Consider the following 17534-nt stretch of genomic DNA (forward strand, 5'->3'; position numbering starts at 1 on the left):
CGTGAATTCCTTGGCTAGAGTTCAAATTCCATAACCGAACGCTTTTTAGAACTTTGTGGCCCATCCGTTGATTCCCCATGACACTCATTGACTTCAACCTTTGCTGTTATGGGCTCATTATTCACCATCTCGCGCGTTACAAAGCCCTTCAAATGAGTAGGACGATTTTGATAGTGGAGTTTAAGCTGAGTCACCGGATAACTTCCTGGCAAGCGCACAAAACAGCTTAATTTTTCCAACTCTAAAATTTGTGGATACGATACAATTGGACGGGTCACCCGTTGGCTACCCAGTGAAATTCCATCCCGGATGCTGTTTGCCCCATAGGAATAATTTTCCCTTGATTCCTCTATTTCTTCCTCACCAAGTTCGCTGGCCACAAGGCGCGCCATATCAGCACTTGGGCTTCTGAAGAAAAAGCGGGTGTTTAATAAATCAAAAATCTCTTTGCCGCCAGGCTGTCCATATACTTTGGTCAGCTGAGAAAAACTTTGCATACCTAATAAAAAACAACCACCAAATTTTCGTACCTCAGCAATCGTTTCGCCAAGTAAAGGAAGCTTGTGAAGACTAGGCAACTCATCACAAATAAACCAAATGCGGCGCTCCGGATTGGGAGTTAAACTTAATAAAGTTAAAGAAGCCATAGCCAACCACATCGAGATTAAAGGAGTTAAGGTTTTATGGCTCTCGCCATTGGATGAAATAAAAAGCCAGCCATTATGATGCTCATTAAGAATGTAATCACGAATCGAAAATGGTGCCGCTCCTTCGCTATTAAGGCCTGTTAAGTGAGTCATTGATTTTAAATAGGTGGTAATCACCGAACGTATAGAAATAGCGGTTTTCTCAATTTTTCCACTGACTAACGTTGCGGCTGGTGTACCTTTAAGATATTCATCCAAATGAGTAAACTCACCGGTCAGCAATAATTTTAGTAATTTTTCAATGGAGCGCTCCGAATCATGGCGCATCTTAGCCGCACATGAAGCAAATACTGTGCGTGCCGCATTCACCCAGAAGGGATCGGATTCCCCATGCATGGGAATTAGGCTATCGGCCATGTTTTCAAAGTCGGAATCACGTGGTGCCTCACGCCACATATCCCAATTGGGGCATCGGGCATCAAATGGATTTAAAATGACATCACTATTGGGATCAAAATAATGAGGAATAAAAGCACACCCTTTATCATAAACAATAACGCGATCACCTCTTTGGCGTAATCCATCCATGATTTTCATAATCAATTGACTTTTACCAGTACCTACAGTGCCATGGACTAAAAGATGTTGTACTTCGGAATTTGCAATCAGCGGAAATCCATCAATTGTAATATCGGAGTCCTCTTTTTGGGCAATAATTTGTTCTTTTACCTTGTCGCATGTCTCTATTCGACTGCCGCGAATAAACTGATTGATGCGCTGTGCTTTGCCTCGGCGAATAAAATAAACAGCAAAAATAAGACCTAAAACAAAGGAGACTATAAACGCAGCAAGCGAAGACTTTCCTAATAAATCCACCATGTGATTGGCATTTTCACGGTAATAGGGATAGTGCAGAATCGTTTCTACGTTTTGTTGATAATTTTTGCCGTGAAAAGAAATAATAAATACATGCTTCTGGCCCACACTATTTAAAAAATACGCATAGTAATAAACAAGCGCTTGATAGAGTTTCTCAGGTGAAGTAACCAACCAGGTGATTAATCCACTTAATACGACCCATAGAGAAAGACAAACGCAGGTTAGTATTTTATTAATTTGATCCCACATACGAAAGTTGTGAAAACTAATTATTCCACCACGGGTATAATGTTTGAAATTGGGTTCTTCACGCACAATGTTTACTCCTTATCAGCTTTTTAGGCAAAGCAGTAGCTACCCCACCTTAAAAGTGAATAAAATGAAATCAGTTTTTATTGAATGAACGATTACCTAGGCAAATTAATACTCAAGTCTTTTCCTTTATTAAAATAGTGATCAAACAAGATGAACAGTGTATAGACACCGATACGATTTAACTCCATTTTTACTAAAAAGTAAGTTGCAGCAAGGCTTCCAAAGAAAGCAAATCCAATTCCCATAAAGATGGCAGCCGATTCAATGTAGCTTCCAAATAAAGTACAAAGAAGAATAAAGCATCCAAAAAAGATGTAGGCAACATGCTTCAATTTCCGAGCTAGCAAAGCTCCTGTTTTAAGTGATGGCTCAAGGTGAAACCGAAAAAGAATGAAAAAATTAAGCGCAGGAGTTAACAAAAGCATCACCCCAAAACTTAAGAAAAAAGCCATCAGGGTTGCCTCTCGCATCACTTGGGACATGGCTTCTCGTGCTAAACCATCATTTGATGGATGAGTAATTCCCGCATAGGCAATGGTTAATGAGACGATAAACCAAACTTTCAAAAAACTACTCACAAATAACCGGAGCAATCGCGGGTAATATATTTTGGCAGGAATTATTTCAGGATTCAGCGATTTGATGGTTTCCATATCGTCACTTATCGCTTTTCTTAAGTCTTGATGATTCATTGGTCTATTCTCCTTTATTATGAAGACCCCAAGTTTTTGGTAATTGGCCCATTAAAATGACGTCTTTTTGGGCACGCTCCATTCCTTCGTGTACCGTACTTTCTTTTTTATTCATAAGATCATACTGATCGGCATTAATCAAGGCCTCACCATGATTAAGATTTTGAGGCAAGGTATTCATTTGATGATGAATCTCTTGTTGTAAAGCGTGGCGCTTAGGCTCATCAAGACCCAGACCACTTGCTTGAGCCTCGTGCGCTAAGTGCTCGCTGCCTTTTTGATAGTTCGTTCCTAAGTCGTTTTCTTTGGCAATAACATCACGTTGCTCTTTCTGATAGAACGCTTCAACTTCTGCCTGTTTTTTTTGACTGCCAAATTCGGCAATTAATTTGTCTCGTTTGGAGGCAATAAAATCTTGGCCGAGTTCATTGAGTTTATTAAGGGCTGTCATGTCTCCAGGATGGCTAAATAACGCATCACGTGCTGACTCTCCGATACGTTGTCCAACATAAGATGGGAAGGCCTGATTTAAATCGGTGGTAATTTGCGACGAATGGGACGCTACATAACTTTTTGCCTGTTGAATGCGCTCTGCTTTTGCAAGCGAAGCATCGATATTGTGGCTTGCGGTTTCAGCTTCTCGTAAATCGGCACCTAATTGATTGGACAATGAAGAAGCTTTTGAATAGCTGTCATCAAAATGATGGCTTTGTGAAAAATGCGTCACATAATTCATCGCCTCATTGAAGTCCTTCGATTGCCGAGCAGAGAGCGTCCCATCCATACCCGTATGATATTTATCACTGCTGGTCGAATTACGATCAAATTTAAGATGGGCATCCGCACCAGCATGAAAACCAGTTCCCAATTGAGCCAGTTTACCCCAAATACTGCCTTGGCTTTTAACACCGGCTTGAGCACCCCATCCTCCACTGGTTAAATGCGACAGTGCGTCTTCTTTACTTACACCAGTACGGCGTGCCACATCCTCAGCAATATGACTAATGGTCGAGAGCGCCTTAGAGTACTGGCCTGTTTCAGATTCGGATACTCCATCACCTAAGCGCATGTCATGGCCTGCCAATTGTGAAAGTTGCAACGCACGGTGCGCAAAATTCGAAAGGGAGGATTGATAATGCTTTGATTCATTGCGGGCGGCTTGAGTGGATTGTTCATAAGCTTGCGTTAGTGAGCTACTTAAGCCCTCAGCGCTATTAATAGATACGGCACTACGCGTCATCCCAGGGCTTACATCAAAAACCCTATCGCCACTACCAGTGATGGTTTTCAATACCCCGCTTCCTAATTGTTCGGTATGCATGCCATGCATGTGCGTCCAATTGGAATCATGCTTGTTGGCTGAAAAATTATTGGCCGTGGTGTTGTAGAAACTCGTTTGACCAAGCCCAAAAGAGCCACTTGCCGCCTCCCCTGCCACAGACATGCTAGAGCCTTGCATATGACTCATCATGCTGGTGGCCAGATTACTGAACGCACCACCTAAATTAGACACCAAACCATGAGAAAGAAAAGGAATAAGCATCATCAAATAGCCACTTGCGCCTGAAATGTCGGCATGAAGTTCATCAATTTTATCGAGATTCACCATCGTGAACTGGCCGTATTCACCAGAAGATGAAGCACCATAAATGGTCATACCGGCATTCAGTATGGCAAAGAGCACTGGCCAAAATTGCAGCGACATAAAAAATTGCATGTAACCGTAGAGAATTTTTACGCCACCTGGTAAGGTGGATAACGCAATAATCAAGGGAAATACCCCAAATAATAAAAGCGTTAAACAGGTATGAGTAATCGGTAAAATCCATAACGCCTTTTGCCCTAGCACTTCCCAACTCCAACGGTGTTGTACTTGGGATTTGGTAAATTGTTGGTTCACAATCCCTGCGGTGGCATCGGTAAACGCTTGATAATGGGCTACTCCATCGTTCATGGCATTAATCATCATGCTTTGTAAAAAGATATTGCTGGAAGAATCCGTTAGCCCTTGGTAGTACTCAAAAGCTGATTTGAGATGAGTACTAAATAACGCTTCATAAGTGGTATTTTTAGGTTTACCAAATAAATTTACCCCAAAAAACGTATAGGCTTTTTTAATCTCTGCATCGAGTTTTTTTCTTAAACTGTATGGTCCATCAGGTTTTGAGGCCTCAAGACAAGTCACTAATTTGCCATTAACAGAAATCATGCGAAGCGGTGATGCTTTGGCGCTAATGAGACTCCAAATGTCGGTGGAATGAGCTAAATCACTGACACTGTACTTTCGATTTAAGCGAATATCGCCCACCACACACACGCGAAAATACTCATTTAGTTCCTCTTTAAGCACGGGGTCTTTAATGCGAAAAGAGGTAGACGCGGAAATTAAGCGTGACCCAAACAAAGCGCCTGTTTTGGTGTAGTACATATCATCGGGCATAGTCAGCAACGCATCATAAGTTTGCGCTAAACCGTAACCAATGATTGTTACAAGACTTGCTCCTAGTGCAAACACAACTGGCACATTGTCCACCAGTTTTGGTGTTTGTGCGGAAATGTCATCAATGAGTACCGATGTTTTAGGCAATAACACCACGTTCACAAACAACACATAGCCTAAAAACCAACGGGCAAAAGCCATGGGGTCGCGCGTTTTAAGAAAACCAACGGTTGCCATGACAATTCCAATAAGCGCAGTAATGCGCAGTAATCCAAGAAAACTATCTTGTTTCATAAACGCAGTGATGGCATTCAGTACGTGCTGAAATAATTCGCCACCCGCCAATACATGTATGGTTATCATTTGCTGCACTCCTTAGCCTGCAGTACTGGTCATTTGTGAAGCTACCTGTTTTTCAATCTGGGCCATCCGCTCAATTAAAGTGAGCTTTTCTTGCAGTTTTCGACCTACTTTAGGGTCAATAGAAGAAACTCTTGTGGTGGCTTCATTAATACGTTTTTGAATTTCTTTGACTAAATCGGCGTTTAATTCGGAACCTGCTGTAGCCACATTCACTTCTTTGAGTAATTCGGAAAGATAACTGGTCAATAAATCTTGAGCAATCAACATGGAGTACTCTTCAATGTCTACTGCACTGCTGCCATAGTGCATGCTGTTTAATACCGATAAAAACTTCATGACTGGCAACGAGGTCATACTTAAAAAATTAAGTTCTCGATTGCCTGGTTTTTCATCATTAAGAAGTTTGGTGTTTATGGTGCGAATAATCTCACGAACTTTGTAGGTCAGTGTTGAAGTATCTTGAATGGTGATGTCTTGTAAACTTACCTGCATGCACTGGCTGTTGGGGCCTCCATCCTTACAACGCCATATTTTAGCGGTGTGGGTGCCATTTCCTGTCCCAATTAATGCATTGATTAAATCAGCGTCACCCGCCAATGAGGGAACGTTGGTTACTTTACCCTCTTTATCAATAATTAAGGTACCCGTTAAACTCATCACCATTTCCGCAAGTTCTTTGTCGCTGTTTAAAAACGATTTGGCTTGCAATAAAGACCATACCAGATTTTTGTTTAAAACCACCTGCTTTTTACGCTCAGGGTCTTGGGATGCCTTATTCATCACGTTATCAAATCCATTCCCTGAACAGGCCATACGAGCTTGAACATAGTCACTAAATAAGCCCTCTTTTCCCATCGCTGCTTGGTCTTTACATATTTTTTGTTGGCTGGCTGCCGTTTTTGGCCAGATGCCACCTATCATATTTTCAGAAAGCTGACAGGAGTTGATGCTGCTGTGATTGGCCAATTGTTCCAGGTATAAGTTGAAATCACGCACTTGTTTTAATTCAGGGACAGTAGACGCTAACATTACATCAGCTGCATAAGCACCCGCATTGGTCATAATGGATTTTCCTAAATCCACTAATTTTTGATTGCTCAAAAAACTCATACTGCCGGTGTATAAATCAATGCCCCCGCACCCCGCCCGATAACTGGGTAAATCAAGTTGAACCAATTGATATTGGCGCACCTGATTACGTGCATAAAGAGAACCTCCACCAAAAAATCCTGCTGCTTGGGACTCAAAGGCCGAAGGATTGGTTACATTGGAGGCATAGCCCATCCCGTTAAAAAAATTATCCAAGTCTTGGCTTACCGAAGCCTGGGTATTTGCAAATAGAAAAAGCAAAACGAATGAGAAAATTAAATGCTTCATTCTATTTCCTTGTGTTCATACTCGTTAATTTTAGCGATCACTGCATCCATACGCGCATGAAGCTCCTCCTCACTCATTGAACCAAATCCAACGGGGTATAAGATTTTTTCTTTAGCGTTCATAATAAAAACGGCAGGATAGTTGATTGGACTTCCTTGAAAAGCCGCATTCACCCATTCCGTGGTTGCGGGTAAAAAATGAGGAAATTCAGGTAACGATTGGTTATCAAAGGATAAGGGAAGAACTTCGGCACCGATTTGCTCTGCCCATCGTTTTACTATCGGAGCAAATTGCCGGCAATGCGGACAAAGGCTACCATAAAATAAAATCACCCCATGGGAGTTAAAAAACTTAGGTCGCTTTTTATTGGGTTGCGCTATAGGTTTCGGCTGAACGCTATGCTCTCGTTCGGCAATCATCTGGGTTAACCACCGTCCATTACCAGCAGGGACATTTAAGGCGGCACCTGCCAACACTAATCCTATCCAGAATGCGACACGCATTAGGCTTCTCCTTGAAATTGGGTGGCCACTTGAACGATGCGCTCCATTAAGACATCTTGAGTGGTCAATCCATAGGCGATTGGGTTTACCTGATGGTTTTCGGGATTGACCAAAAGGAGTGCTGGAAAATAACGAACCCCCAAACGCTCTGCTTGCCCCTGGTCGATTCGTGAATTTGTCAATTCAGGTACCACCACGCCATCGACACTCACGGGCATCATCGAAATATTAAAACGCCTGCAAAAATCAACCAGGATAGGGATTTGCTTTTGGTCATAGGGGCTTTTGCCACGGTAAAAAAACAACAATCCATGAGATTTTGCAATGCCATGAATCACTTCTTCTTTTTTTTGTTCACGCACTTCATCGGTTATTTTGCCTCCCAGATTCGAGGTAGGATGGGTAACCGTATAATCATACTGAGGATAGGCAAGCATCGTTTTTTGAAACAATTGCTTAAAATTTGAGGATTCTTTAATCCAGTAATCTTGAAGGCTTAAAAAAACACGCATGTCCTCCACTTTTTTGGTTTGGCGTGCTTTGTGCAACGCTTCCATGGTGTAAAAACGAAGTACGGCATCCTGCTGTGTATAACTAAGCTGATTAAACGGCGTGCCGCGAGGAGGTGTTTTTTTTATTTTATTGTGTTCCTTTTCGATGCTGTACCAAAGAAAGCCCACCGGTTTTTCAGCAAGTACGGTCATTGAATGAAAGACGATTAATAAAAAAATACTCCATTTAATCATGGGAGCGCTCCATTTGTTTTAAGCGCTCAATGTGCGATTGGTTTAACGCTGCAACACTTCCATTATTTGGCAGCACCTTGCGACTCATAAGCTCTTGCTCAATAGACGATAAATCTAATGCAGAAAAATTAATGCGCTCTAACTCTTCAGGCGTAATGCCACGACAATTGGCATGATTTTCTTCATATTTTGCCCAACCAAAATGAATCCCTAATTGGCTGTATCGTCCTTGAATCTGAATAATAGCGGCTAATTTAGTGGGGAAAACACACCAGGATTGTTTTTCTTCCAAGCACATACCCATTTTTTTTAGGGCGCAAAATTTCCCCACTTTAAAAGCGCGTCCTTCTTCCTTAGCTTTAGCCAAACGTTTTTCATCCTCACTGCAATGGGTCATTTGGTAACTGCCTTTACAACAATTACGCACATCGGCTTTTACTTTGCGACAGGTGGAGTTTTTTCCGGTAAAAATGGAAGGCACGCCACTTTGAACCTGTTTTTCGGCAACTTCCGAAGCAGCTCCTGCAAGAACGCCTAGTCGAGACAGTCCTTCTGCAGCATCATCACTGACCTCATCTTCCGATAAGTCACAGCTCCCATCACTGCAACCTATTGTTCCTGGGCAAACTGTTTTTTCAGGCAGGCACGACTTCTGGAAGCAGGTGAAGGTTTGTAAATAAGAACTGCAAAGACCATTGGAGGCATTCACACATTGGGAATCACGTTGGGAGCATCCTTCCATTAATAAGGGCGTACAGGTGCTGTTTTCTAGATAACTGCATTGGAACTGAAAGCTTCGACCCCAACAGGGGCGAGTAATGGCAACACCTTGAATGGTCTTTTCGGAGTTAGGCTCAAGGCATACACTTTCGTTTTTTAAAAGACAATGGCTTGCGCTACGGTCTTGGCGGATGGCATCACACGCTTTTGCAGACCAGGTATCCTCACTCATCCATTGAGTGAGGTGTATACTTAGGCGAGCATAGTGTCGTCCCTTTTGGGGCGTTACTATGCTGACCGTCGGGTCGGTACAGGTAGGTTGTTTGATGAGTTGAACCCGTTTATTTTTATAAGTAATGGAGACAGTTAATGCCTCACATAAAGGAGTAAGCTCAGCAAGCGCTGCTTTAGTACAATATTTATCATGGGGCGCACATCGGGTTACATCAAAAGTAGCATTACCATTGGATGTCGTAATGACACGGTTTAATTGCTGAGCAAGCGGTTGTAAAGTAACCGCCAGTTGCTCGGTACAGGCCTTATTTTTATAGCTTAGAGTTTCTTGGCAGGTTTTTGTTTCAGAAATAGTCTCACAGTGTGCCGGCTCTTTATAACACACACCCTCCAAGACACCCTCAGGATTTTCGAGTAGATTTTCGGCATAACGCATTTCTGGACTGTTTGGATTGTATCGTCCTTTGCTACGAGTTCCAGCGCTTTGATACACCTCAAAAGCGGTGGGATTTTTGTTGAGCGCATTTAATCCTTGCGAACTTAAGGCATTACTGCCCTCTTGAGGATTAAGGGATGTTTCATGCGGATTAGTGGTATAGCCTTCAATCGCTGATGCGGGATTAAAGCCGTGCAAGGCCTGCATGGCTTGCTCGCGCGCCTTTAGCACATCAGCAGGAATTTGACTAAACCCTGTAGGCATTATCAAACAGGAGTATAAAATAATAAGGCGTTTAAGCACCGCTGATTCTCCGTGCCTCAGTTATAGAAAAATGCGTGTCTCCATGTCCTGCCATTCGCATGAGTCCTTCTTGAAGGGGCAAATGGCCATAAATCACATCAAAGGTTTTTCCCTCCTCAATGACGAGTGCAGGTACTTGCCCAATGCCAAAACGTTCAAACAAGGTCGGGTCAATAGCTAGATTTAGATTAGGAATCTTCTTGCTTAGCTCCATGACTTTAAGCGCCGTATCCTTCATCGAGTTTTGATAAAGGCCATTTAAATAGGCAGGAATATGTAAACGACTGCATTCGTTAAGCGTTTCTTCCAAAAGAGTATTAGGCATGGAAAAACTGATAAATACCGATACCGTTGATGCAGCAATTACGGTATTGGTAAGGCATCCCAATAGTAAAGTAAGTCCTTTTTTGAACATCAGCTTCTCCACATTATAAAAAGGTGCATGAGCGTTTGCGCCACACCAAAAACCCATATTGGTCAGGAGTATGGAGCTTAATTTTTCCCGCTTCCCAAGCCAATGTACTTAATCCCCCTGGATAGCAATGTTTGCCATCGGCCACCTGATTGACGAGCTCATAGCGGTAGCGAGATTTAGGGGTAACTGAATAATGATGCTCTTTGCAAATGGCCCCGCTTTTAGGGCTGGAATCTGAGAGCAAAAATTCACGATGCATTTTGTAGTTCATTCGCTCGGTTAACAGCAGTGCGGTTTGTACTGGAGACAGAGGTGCATTCACATGACCTGTCATCGGGTAATGAGTGCCTTGAGCTCCGGCACACCAAAAAAGGCTATCTAATGGTTTTTTAGTCAACGTTGAGGACAATGCATCGGCCGCACAAGCAGAAGCCGCTACTGGATTACCAAATAAGACCGATTCGGGGCTTAATACAAAACTCATTTCTGAATCCTGCCAGGTGGGGTCAAGTTCGGTAAGATAAGCAATATCAAAATCCCCGCCTTGCATACAACCCACTGAAGTGATGAGGTTTAGCCAATGAATCAGCGGGTATTTATACCAATGTACATGAAAAAACGCGCGCTGCTGGCCAGTACCAACCACCTGGCGGCCGCCCCTACCCTGCTTTAAGCCTAAATTTAATCGAGTACCACCAAGATTAACCAAACAATAAGGGGTGTCGGTGACATCGGTGAGTGCCATGGGCTCCCAAAAACCAATATTTAATCCTACGCGAAGTCCTGTAGGTCCTGGACATACACCAATAGGGTTCGATGCATTTTCAGTATCAGGCAAAGATGAATGAACCACTTTAATATTTCCAATTGATAAGGGAAAAAGACAGCGCCAACATACATCGGTAATGGGGTTAACAAAATGTCCGCTGCACTGCTTACCAAATCCAGCACAAGAAAAAATAAAAAAGGTAATCATAAAGACTGTCTTAGAGCGCATTACCATTCTCCTTAATCGCCTCTTCAACAATAAAAAGATGATTCGCTTTGCGTGTGACTCGAGCTGGCACATGAATAATATTAAGCTTGCTTGTAATGCGTCCTTCCTGATCAAAATAAATCACGGCATTTAGACTCTTTTCAGCAATCTTGATTGCCCCTCCAGTCAAAATAAATTTGGGACTAGAACAGTTATTCTTTTGTATCTGCGCCCAACGAATCTGTGCTTCGTCATCCGCATTGAAAAACAACCAACAAGGGTTATACGCTGGCATATACTCCAGGGCATTGATATAAGTTCCCTTTGGGTAAAGAATCTTACCTTTATAATCAGTGATATCCTGACTTAAAGTGATTTCTGATGTGTAGTAATGACTGATGGTTTGGCTGGTACGCTCCAAACTTAATGCGCTAGGTCTGTTAGTATGGTTGACCACTGTATGAAGCCATTTCTGGTTTAATGCATCCAACTCCCCACTTAAAGTTAATGCGTGTAAACGCTCTTCAATCAGCACTAAAAAGCTTTTTTCTACGACTGGAAATATCTCACCAATCACGCCAAAAGATTTGGTGAAGCCTTGGCTACAACACACTACCAGGAGTACTAAGGAGCATAAAATTTTCATGTTTTGCTCCTCATGAGGCCACTTAATTTCAAAGCAACTTCCTCGGTAATGTCGTTACCGCCTTCAAACACATATTTTTGATTCAAAATGACCGCCTGATGGTCTTTAGAATATTGCGCTAATATCTTTTTTATGGATTGATGAAAGTGTTGCGTGGCCTGTTCGACTTGCATGGCGGTTGCATGATGTTCTGCTAATTGGCGAATGAATTGACCTTGAAGTGCCTCTTGATTAAAAAGGACAATACTTTGTTTCGGTTGTGCACCATAAAATAAAACGCCCAAAAGAAACGCTAAAAAAGAAGGTCCTAAAGCCAGTGAAGTAACTCGCATCACACTTCTCCATAATAGTGATGAGCTACGGTTTCAACTGCTTGCGCCAGAGATACCCCCTGTTCCATCAACGACTCAATCTCGCTGACTTCATCACCTGAGGTGGAAAACAACACTCTTGAAAAAGGGTCGCAAAAATAGCGATGAAAGGTACTGACGTTGCCAAACTGGAGCATTAAATTGGAAAAACCCTGCATTTTGGCCTCCCCAAAAGATTCAATTAGGGTTGCCTCTAACTCAGTAAAATGGTCTGGGTGTTGTTGAACATACTTTTTAAAATCCCCTTGGCGCATGATTATTTTGGTATCACTACTTGCCGCAATGGCTTGTCCCTGAAGGGTATTCATGGTGTCTAACAGATTTTGAGTAATAACAGCAAAGCCACCGTTATGTTTTCGTGCGGTTCGAAAACCCTGCTCAATAAAACCTGCGGTTAATGGATTAGCCCCTGCTTTTAAAAACTGCCAAGCCTCATCAATCACACAACGTTTTTGACGTTTTCTATCCGAGTGGTAAAACTGACCCTGAATAATGACAATCATCACAAACATAACAATGGTCAATAATTCAGGATTGGATTTTAAAGCCCCCATTTCCAATACAACAAAATTAGAGCCATTTAACAGCGGTGTATCACTGTTAAACATTTTGCCATAAATGCCTGAGCTGCCGTATTTATCGAGTAAAATCAGTAAGTCTTTGAGCCGTTGGTCATTAAATGACTCTGGTTTTTGTAATAAATGACGCAGCGCTTCGAGTACGTTATCCATACGCGCATGTCGGCCATACACGTTCCAAGTAGCAAGTACCGCATCCAATAGCCACGCTTTTTGAACTTCGCCCAAAGCTTCGTTGGGACTCGCCATAATCGCCAACAAATCTCTAATTTGAATATAATCGTTAAGGTTTTCTCCCTTAATTTCGGTTGTCCCTTCAAAATCAAATAAAGTAAATGGATTTAAAGTTAATGTTGAGACATCAATATAACTTCCACCCACCAATTTACATAAATGCGTGTAGGAGCCACCCAAATCAATCACAAAAATCTGCTGCCCTCGTGATAAACCATCTAAAATTTGTGCTTGTTCAAAAAAGGATTTACCAGCCCCCGTACTGGCAACCGTTAAACGATTAAAATTGGTAATCGGTAAAGCTCGGTCATCAAAGGTATCTAAATAAAACAACTGATGGCGGTAGGTAGGCACAATAAGACCTTGCCTTGCGCCTTTAAAATCGGCCACCACCGGCAAAAGGTTGGCTACATTGCCATGGCTTAATTGTTTGGTCATGCCTAAAAGCTCAAGGCTTGAAAAGAGGCCCTCAGTCAGCATAAAGGGAAGACTTCCTAAGAATCGAAGCCACTGCTTGCAACGACTTTGAGTCAGTGTAAAGCCTAATTGCCTGTAGCTTGCAATTGCTTTGGCAACCTGTTCGCGCTCCTTCTCCTTCGAGGTATAAAGGATTAGGTTGTAAAATGTGGTTAAAAGATGCAGCTCGCCACGTGAAGCATGCTCATGCACCAACTGCCACTCTGAAGCTTCATCACTAATTGATGGATTAATAAAGGCTTGAATGGCGTTGTTATTTGCATTTAATGATTTCGCCCGAGTTTTAGCTTTGGCCTTCATCTTTTCCTGATTCATTCCACGAATCGTAAATGAAATTAGAAAAGGGCATTCAATCCCCTGTTCCGATTTAAAGAGATTGGCAAACAAATCAGGGGTTTGCCAGAGGCCGAACAAGGTATTAGGGTAACTCGTAAGTTCACAGTTGACCATTCGGGTGTATTGAGGATGTCCTTTTTCATCAGCAAGCGACACATCCATTGCATCGGCTCCTATTTCATATACGGTCGTAGGACTTGGAATGGATTCGCCAATCATCAGGCCTCTTTCTTCCACTGAAGGCCAGGAACATTCATTAAAATTAGGAGAAACGAGCGCACGCATCAGCATCTTAAAGTGATGCTCATTACATCGTTGCAAGTTAAATCCTGCGACTTTGAATTCCGATTCAAAATCATGGCGCAAGCGCTCTATTTGCTCTTCCACGCCCGGTTGTGTGGGTCGTGAAATAAAAAGATAACAGCAGTAATCACTTAGGCCCGCCGGAACATTTCGGCCATTTTTATACCCATTTTTAATGGCATTCAAATGGTATTGAAGACTTTGTCTCGCCAATTCAGCATAAATACCACCTAGCTGTAAAATGGGTTCATAGTTTTGCGAAAGAGAATGCGAAAGCCAAGGATGCTTGTAGAGCAGCACCGTACAATCCGTCCCCACAGTCAGCTTGTTTTTAAAAGTCTCCGCAAGAGATTTCATCAGAGATTCATCAGCGCCAGCCATGGGTGTAAGCATCATTCCAAAACCTAAAGAGCCTCGATTTACAAAAATATCGCCATCGGTTACGGTTTCATAAGGAAGAATTTTAGAAAGTGCGGGCAAATCCACTTCTAAAGATTCCAGTGCTTTTCCCGTTGTGACGCAAGAATCCGGTTTAATACCGACTTGTTCCCCCAGTTTATGGCTCATACGATAAAGCATTTCCCGAGTTTTATCGCGCCACTTGGCTGTATTTAAGCCCATGAGCGTTCCTCCGCTGTTTTTGCTACCCATAAGGATTGGCCTGGTGCTTGTTGGACCAATCGTCCTGAAGGCTTGGAGAGGTTTTTCTCTGCATTTATCCTTCTTGATGTTGCAGCAACCGGTTGGGGGGCATCGGCAAAGCGGGTCATGGCATCGACTTGCTCAATAGTCAAGCAGCTATCCCCTGCGGTTGCATTACAGCTGAAATTAGAGTTCATGGTGCAGCCGGTAAGCGTAAGAAGCGCGCCTGTTAAGAACATCAAATCACGTACAGTCATTACATACCTCCTATTTGATTGCTGCTTAATGCATTGGCTTGGTCAATTTTTCCTAGAACTTCAGGAGGTACGGCAAAGTTCATTTCGGATGGGGTGTTAGGCTCTTGAGCAATAAGATGACGCGTCTCCTCGCGTGTTTTGGCTTGATTCAGTGCATGCTGACTCATGGAATCATCGGGTTCTAAATAAAACCCATCTTTAAAGACTATAGTGACCACATTCCCTGAACCGACTTGAATCACAGGATGATATTGTTCAGCACGTTTGACGTAATAAGCTGATAACGTATCAGCGGCTTTAGAAGCACCACCATAAGCAGCAAAGGGCGCAATTTGACTTGAGGCAATCATCGAAGTACCACCATACGGCCCAATGAATTGCGTACTTTGAGCGTATTGAGCAGCAGAGGCGATACCGGATAAAGCGCCACTTACTCCTGCCCAAGTCATTACTTTATTATCCCGCATTAAAGGTCTTCCCTTAATGCCTACCTTGCCATTGAAAAATACCCAACCTGTCACTTCTTTATCAATAATGGGCTGACCTGGATGCGCACACGACAAGCGATAAAGTGTCGCAAACGCACGCTCACTGGAAATATCTCCATAAGAGTTGGCACTAACCCGACATCCTTTCAGTCTGGAGCGCTGGCCATTGGGGAGTGTGCCGTCTTCTAAAAACTTAAAGAGCATCACCCCATTGTTTTTTGATTGGCCATTCACGGAGGCATCGGCATCAGCACCGCCTAAAATCACCGCCCTTATTGATGTATTGGATGGGACGTAATGAGTAGGATTTAAGTACAAATTGGGGTGCGTACGATGGAGGCGCCTTTTTGGTCTAAAAGAAACCGTATTAATCCGAGGCATAGCATCAGCAAGGGTGTTGCCTGAAGCCATCATGGTATTCATGGCATAAGTATTGGGGTGATGCCAAAGTTGGTTTTTCGCCTCTTTTAATTCGGCAGGCATATTAGGTTGTTCAAGGCTCTCGTTATTCTTTTGAGTTACCGAAGCCAACGTAGTTAATTGAGCTTTGATTTCTTCTTTTTGAGATTGGAGTTGCCGAAGATGTTCTTCGCCCATTGCTTTAACATTCTGAGTTAATTCGGTGATTTGCTTTTTAAGCGACTCCAATTCCGTTTGTTGGGCGGTTAGTGCATTATTCGCAGCCGCCTCCGTAAAGGACTCATCCACAATACCGGTTAAGTCCACTGACTTTTTCGATACTTCTGGCTTTTTCTTATGTCCTTGCGTCAACAACAAAAGGACCAGCGCAACAATCACAATAAAACAACTTCCTGTGACCATTAAGGCACGTATTTGACTGCTTTTAATTAATTTATTTAATTGCCAATTAACCATGGCTTACCCCTTGTACGCGATAAAGCATGGCACGTTCACCGGATTTAAGAATCGGTTTGGAGTATTTCACCGCTAAAGTTCCTTTTTTAGCAAACCACTCCTGGTTTAACTCTAAAGGCTCTTTCCCGCCATTATAAAGTTCGATGACCTCGCCTTTTAATAGTTTGCTATCCCAAGACTCCTTGGGTAGGAGCGTTAAGCCTTTTGCCCAGCGTTGGGCTTTGCCAAATTGCCGTACTACTTTGACATCAGCAAAAGGTTTTTGTTGTTCCATGTGAGTCAACATCGCCAGAATCGCCTCGGGCACCGCATCTTTACTATTGGTGATGTTCTTATTGGTCAATTGTGGCTTCGTTGTTTTTGCTACAATTGAGTGTTGGGGCACCAATTCAATAGTTTTACCCAAAGACTCTTCTCCATTTAAAGTAACTGAAAAATGGATTCCTTTTTCAGTGGTTACAAACAAAGTAAAAGGATTTTGAGCAGCTAATAGCACATAAACAGAGCCATCGTGCTCATCTCGTTTGACGGCCATGCTGTTTGGAGGAAACACCGCCTCCATTATTTTATCGTTCTTCACCACAATGCGATTGTAATTACTTTGGCTTAAGGTCAAGGCAATATCACTGTTGTTTTTAACAGGAATACTGCTGGAGGCTTGAGCCATCATGGAAGCTAATACCAAAGCGATACCTAAAGAGTTATGCATCTTTGTTCTCCTTCATCAGCGAAAAGTTAAGGATGGACAAGCGACTGTTTCGATAGTGAAATTGCAATCGATAGGTTTTACGTTCTTCAGTTAACGCTTGCAGTCCCACATAGCGTTTCAAGGTGCCCGATACAATTGATGTAAGTTTGTTGGGGTCAGTTTTAATGTGCGTGATGTTGAAGGTCGATGACATGTTTTTGGCTTTAATCACTGTGGCTTCACGGGTCAAACGCCTTAGCATCTCGGGATAATTTTGATGGTTCACAAAGGAAAGCAAACGTTTGTGATTTCCATCCACCGTTTCAGGACTAACGTTCAAACGTTCATTAATAAAATTTTCCGTCATTAAACTTAAATAATGACTGTCCACACTGGATGCTGATTTGAGATAACTTAAGTTTCCTGAAAAAGGTGTTACTTCAATACGGTGGTGGTTCCATAGAGTATAAATAAAACTGGTTAACACTACATTTGATAAGAGCAGACCAAAGACAAGACACACCATCAGATTAAATCGTGCAGAGATTTGGCTTAAGCGACTTTGATAACTTTTAAAATCCATTTTGATGCT

Annotated in this window: 16 protein-coding genes; all 16 read right to left on the reverse strand. The window is 42.5% G+C overall.

Translation table 11 applies throughout. From position 1 onward, the window contains the following. Positions 1-14 precede the first annotated feature (14 nt). On the reverse strand, positions 15-1841 hold the full coding sequence (gene traD, locus DYH34_RS09615; RefSeq protein WP_058466420.1) for a type IV conjugative transfer system coupling protein TraD: 1827 nt from the start codon (positions 1839-1841) through the stop codon (positions 15-17). Between the two features lie 92 nt (positions 1842-1933). Next, positions 1934-2533: a hypothetical protein gene (locus DYH34_RS09620; protein ID WP_058466421.1), complete on the reverse strand. Its 600-nt coding sequence runs from the start codon at positions 2531-2533 to the stop codon at positions 1934-1936. Positions 2534-2537: 4 nt separating this feature from the next. Beyond that, entirely contained in the window at positions 2538-5336 is a 2799-nt protein-coding gene (gene traG / locus DYH34_RS09625; RefSeq protein ID WP_058466422.1) for a conjugal transfer mating-pair stabilization protein TraG, read from the reverse strand. Between the two features lie 12 nt (positions 5337-5348). Next, the gene (locus DYH34_RS09630; protein WP_058466423.1) at positions 5349-6713 is read right to left on the reverse strand and encodes a conjugal transfer protein TraH; all 1365 of its coding nucleotides are present in this window, start codon (positions 6711-6713) and stop codon (positions 5349-5351) included. After that, a complete protein-coding gene (trbB, locus tag DYH34_RS09635) occupies positions 6710-7216 on the reverse strand; it encodes a type-F conjugative transfer system pilin assembly thiol-disulfide isomerase TrbB (RefSeq protein ID WP_058466424.1) in 507 nt (168 codons plus the stop codon). Before trbB ends, DYH34_RS09630 begins: the two co-directional genes overlap by 4 nt. Then, on the reverse strand, positions 7216-7962 hold the full coding sequence (gene traF, locus DYH34_RS09640; RefSeq protein WP_058466425.1) for a type-F conjugative transfer system pilin assembly protein TraF: 747 nt from the start codon (positions 7960-7962) through the stop codon (positions 7216-7218). Before traF ends, trbB begins: the two co-directional genes overlap by 1 nt. Next, the gene (gene traN / locus DYH34_RS09645; protein WP_058466426.1) at positions 7955-9655 is read right to left on the reverse strand and encodes a conjugal transfer protein TraN; all 1701 of its coding nucleotides are present in this window, start codon (positions 9653-9655) and stop codon (positions 7955-7957) included. The genes traF and traN overlap by 8 nt, the downstream gene beginning before the upstream one ends. Continuing rightward, positions 9648-10070: a type-F conjugative transfer system pilin assembly protein TrbC gene (gene trbC / locus DYH34_RS09650; protein ID WP_058466427.1), complete on the reverse strand. Its 423-nt coding sequence runs from the start codon at positions 10068-10070 to the stop codon at positions 9648-9650. Before trbC ends, traN begins: the two co-directional genes overlap by 8 nt. A gap of 13 nt (positions 10071-10083) precedes the next feature. Next, entirely contained in the window at positions 10084-11067 is a 984-nt protein-coding gene (gene traU / locus DYH34_RS09655) for a conjugal transfer pilus assembly protein TraU (protein ID WP_058466428.1), read from the reverse strand. Further along, on the reverse strand, positions 11057-11692 hold the full coding sequence (traW, locus tag DYH34_RS09660; protein WP_058466429.1) for a type-F conjugative transfer system protein TraW: 636 nt from the start codon (positions 11690-11692) through the stop codon (positions 11057-11059). The genes traU and traW overlap by 11 nt, the downstream gene beginning before the upstream one ends. Further along, positions 11689-12024 (reverse strand): TrbI F-type domain-containing protein, encoded by a 336-nt coding sequence (locus DYH34_RS09665; protein ID WP_058466430.1) that lies wholly within the window; start codon positions 12022-12024, stop codon positions 11689-11691. The genes traW and DYH34_RS09665 overlap by 4 nt, the downstream gene beginning before the upstream one ends. Continuing rightward, positions 12024-14612 carry a type IV secretion system protein TraC gene (gene traC, locus DYH34_RS09670; RefSeq protein ID WP_058466431.1) on the reverse strand — a complete coding sequence of 863 codons (2589 nt, stop codon included), beginning with the start codon at positions 14610-14612 and terminating at the stop codon, positions 12024-12026. The genes DYH34_RS09665 and traC overlap by 1 nt, the downstream gene beginning before the upstream one ends. Further along, positions 14603-14890 carry a TraV family lipoprotein gene (locus tag DYH34_RS09675; RefSeq protein WP_058466432.1) on the reverse strand — a complete coding sequence of 96 codons (288 nt, stop codon included), beginning with the start codon at positions 14888-14890 and terminating at the stop codon, positions 14603-14605. The genes traC and DYH34_RS09675 overlap by 10 nt, the downstream gene beginning before the upstream one ends. Beyond that, on the reverse strand, positions 14890-16254 hold the full coding sequence (locus DYH34_RS09680) for a TraB/TrbI/VirB10 family type IV secretion system protein (RefSeq protein ID WP_058466433.1): 1365 nt from the start codon (positions 16252-16254) through the stop codon (positions 14890-14892). The genes DYH34_RS09675 and DYH34_RS09680 overlap by 1 nt, the downstream gene beginning before the upstream one ends. Further along, positions 16247-16963, reverse strand: coding sequence for a type-F conjugative transfer system secretin TraK (traK, locus tag DYH34_RS09685; RefSeq protein WP_058466434.1), 717 nt, complete (start codon positions 16961-16963; stop codon positions 16247-16249). Before traK ends, DYH34_RS09680 begins: the two co-directional genes overlap by 8 nt. After that, positions 16956-17525, reverse strand: a complete 570-nt coding sequence (gene traE, locus DYH34_RS09690; protein ID WP_058466435.1) for a type IV conjugative transfer system protein TraE — start codon at positions 17523-17525, stop codon at positions 16956-16958. The genes traK and traE overlap by 8 nt, the downstream gene beginning before the upstream one ends. Positions 17526-17534: the final 9 nt, after the last annotated feature.

This window comes from Legionella cincinnatiensis (assembly GCF_900452415.1).
Classification (GTDB): domain Bacteria; phylum Pseudomonadota; class Gammaproteobacteria; order Legionellales; family Legionellaceae; genus Legionella; species Legionella cincinnatiensis.

Excerpts from the sequence above, each read along its gene's own strand:
- traW (WP_058466429.1), bottom strand. The coding sequence starts at position 11,692 with ATGAAAATTTTATGCTCCTTAGTACTCCTGGTAGTGTGTTGTAGCCAA.
- DYH34_RS09680 (WP_058466433.1), bottom strand. The coding sequence starts at position 16,254 with ATGGTTAATTGGCAATTAAATAAATTAATTAAAAGCAGTCAAATACGT.
- DYH34_RS09665 (WP_058466430.1), bottom strand. The coding sequence starts at position 12,024 with ATGCGAGTTACTTCACTGGCTTTAGGACCTTCTTTTTTAGCGTTTCTT.
- DYH34_RS09630 (WP_058466423.1), bottom strand. The coding sequence starts at position 6,713 with ATGAAGCATTTAATTTTCTCATTCGTTTTGCTTTTTCTATTTGCAAAT.
- traF (WP_058466425.1), bottom strand. The coding sequence starts at position 7,962 with ATGATTAAATGGAGTATTTTTTTATTAATCGTCTTTCATTCAATGACC.
- trbB (WP_058466424.1), bottom strand. The coding sequence starts at position 7,216 with ATGCGTGTCGCATTCTGGATAGGATTAGTGTTGGCAGGTGCCGCCTTA.
- traG (WP_058466422.1), bottom strand. The coding sequence starts at position 5,336 with ATGATAACCATACATGTATTGGCGGGTGGCGAATTATTTCAGCACGTA.
- DYH34_RS09620 (WP_058466421.1), bottom strand. The coding sequence starts at position 2,533 with ATGAATCATCAAGACTTAAGAAAAGCGATAAGTGACGATATGGAAACC.
- traK (WP_058466434.1), bottom strand. The coding sequence starts at position 16,963 with ATGCATAACTCTTTAGGTATCGCTTTGGTATTAGCTTCCATGATGGCT.
- traC (WP_058466431.1), bottom strand. The coding sequence starts at position 14,612 with ATGGGCTTAAATACAGCCAAGTGGCGCGATAAAACTCGGGAAATGCTT.
- trbC (WP_058466427.1), bottom strand. The coding sequence starts at position 10,070 with ATGTTCAAAAAAGGACTTACTTTACTATTGGGATGCCTTACCAATACC.
- traE (WP_058466435.1), bottom strand. The coding sequence starts at position 17,525 with ATGGATTTTAAAAGTTATCAAAGTCGCTTAAGCCAAATCTCTGCACGA.
- DYH34_RS09675 (WP_058466432.1), bottom strand. The coding sequence starts at position 14,890 with ATGACTGTACGTGATTTGATGTTCTTAACAGGCGCGCTTCTTACGCTT.
- traU (WP_058466428.1), bottom strand. The coding sequence starts at position 11,067 with ATGCGCTCTAAGACAGTCTTTATGATTACCTTTTTTATTTTTTCTTGT.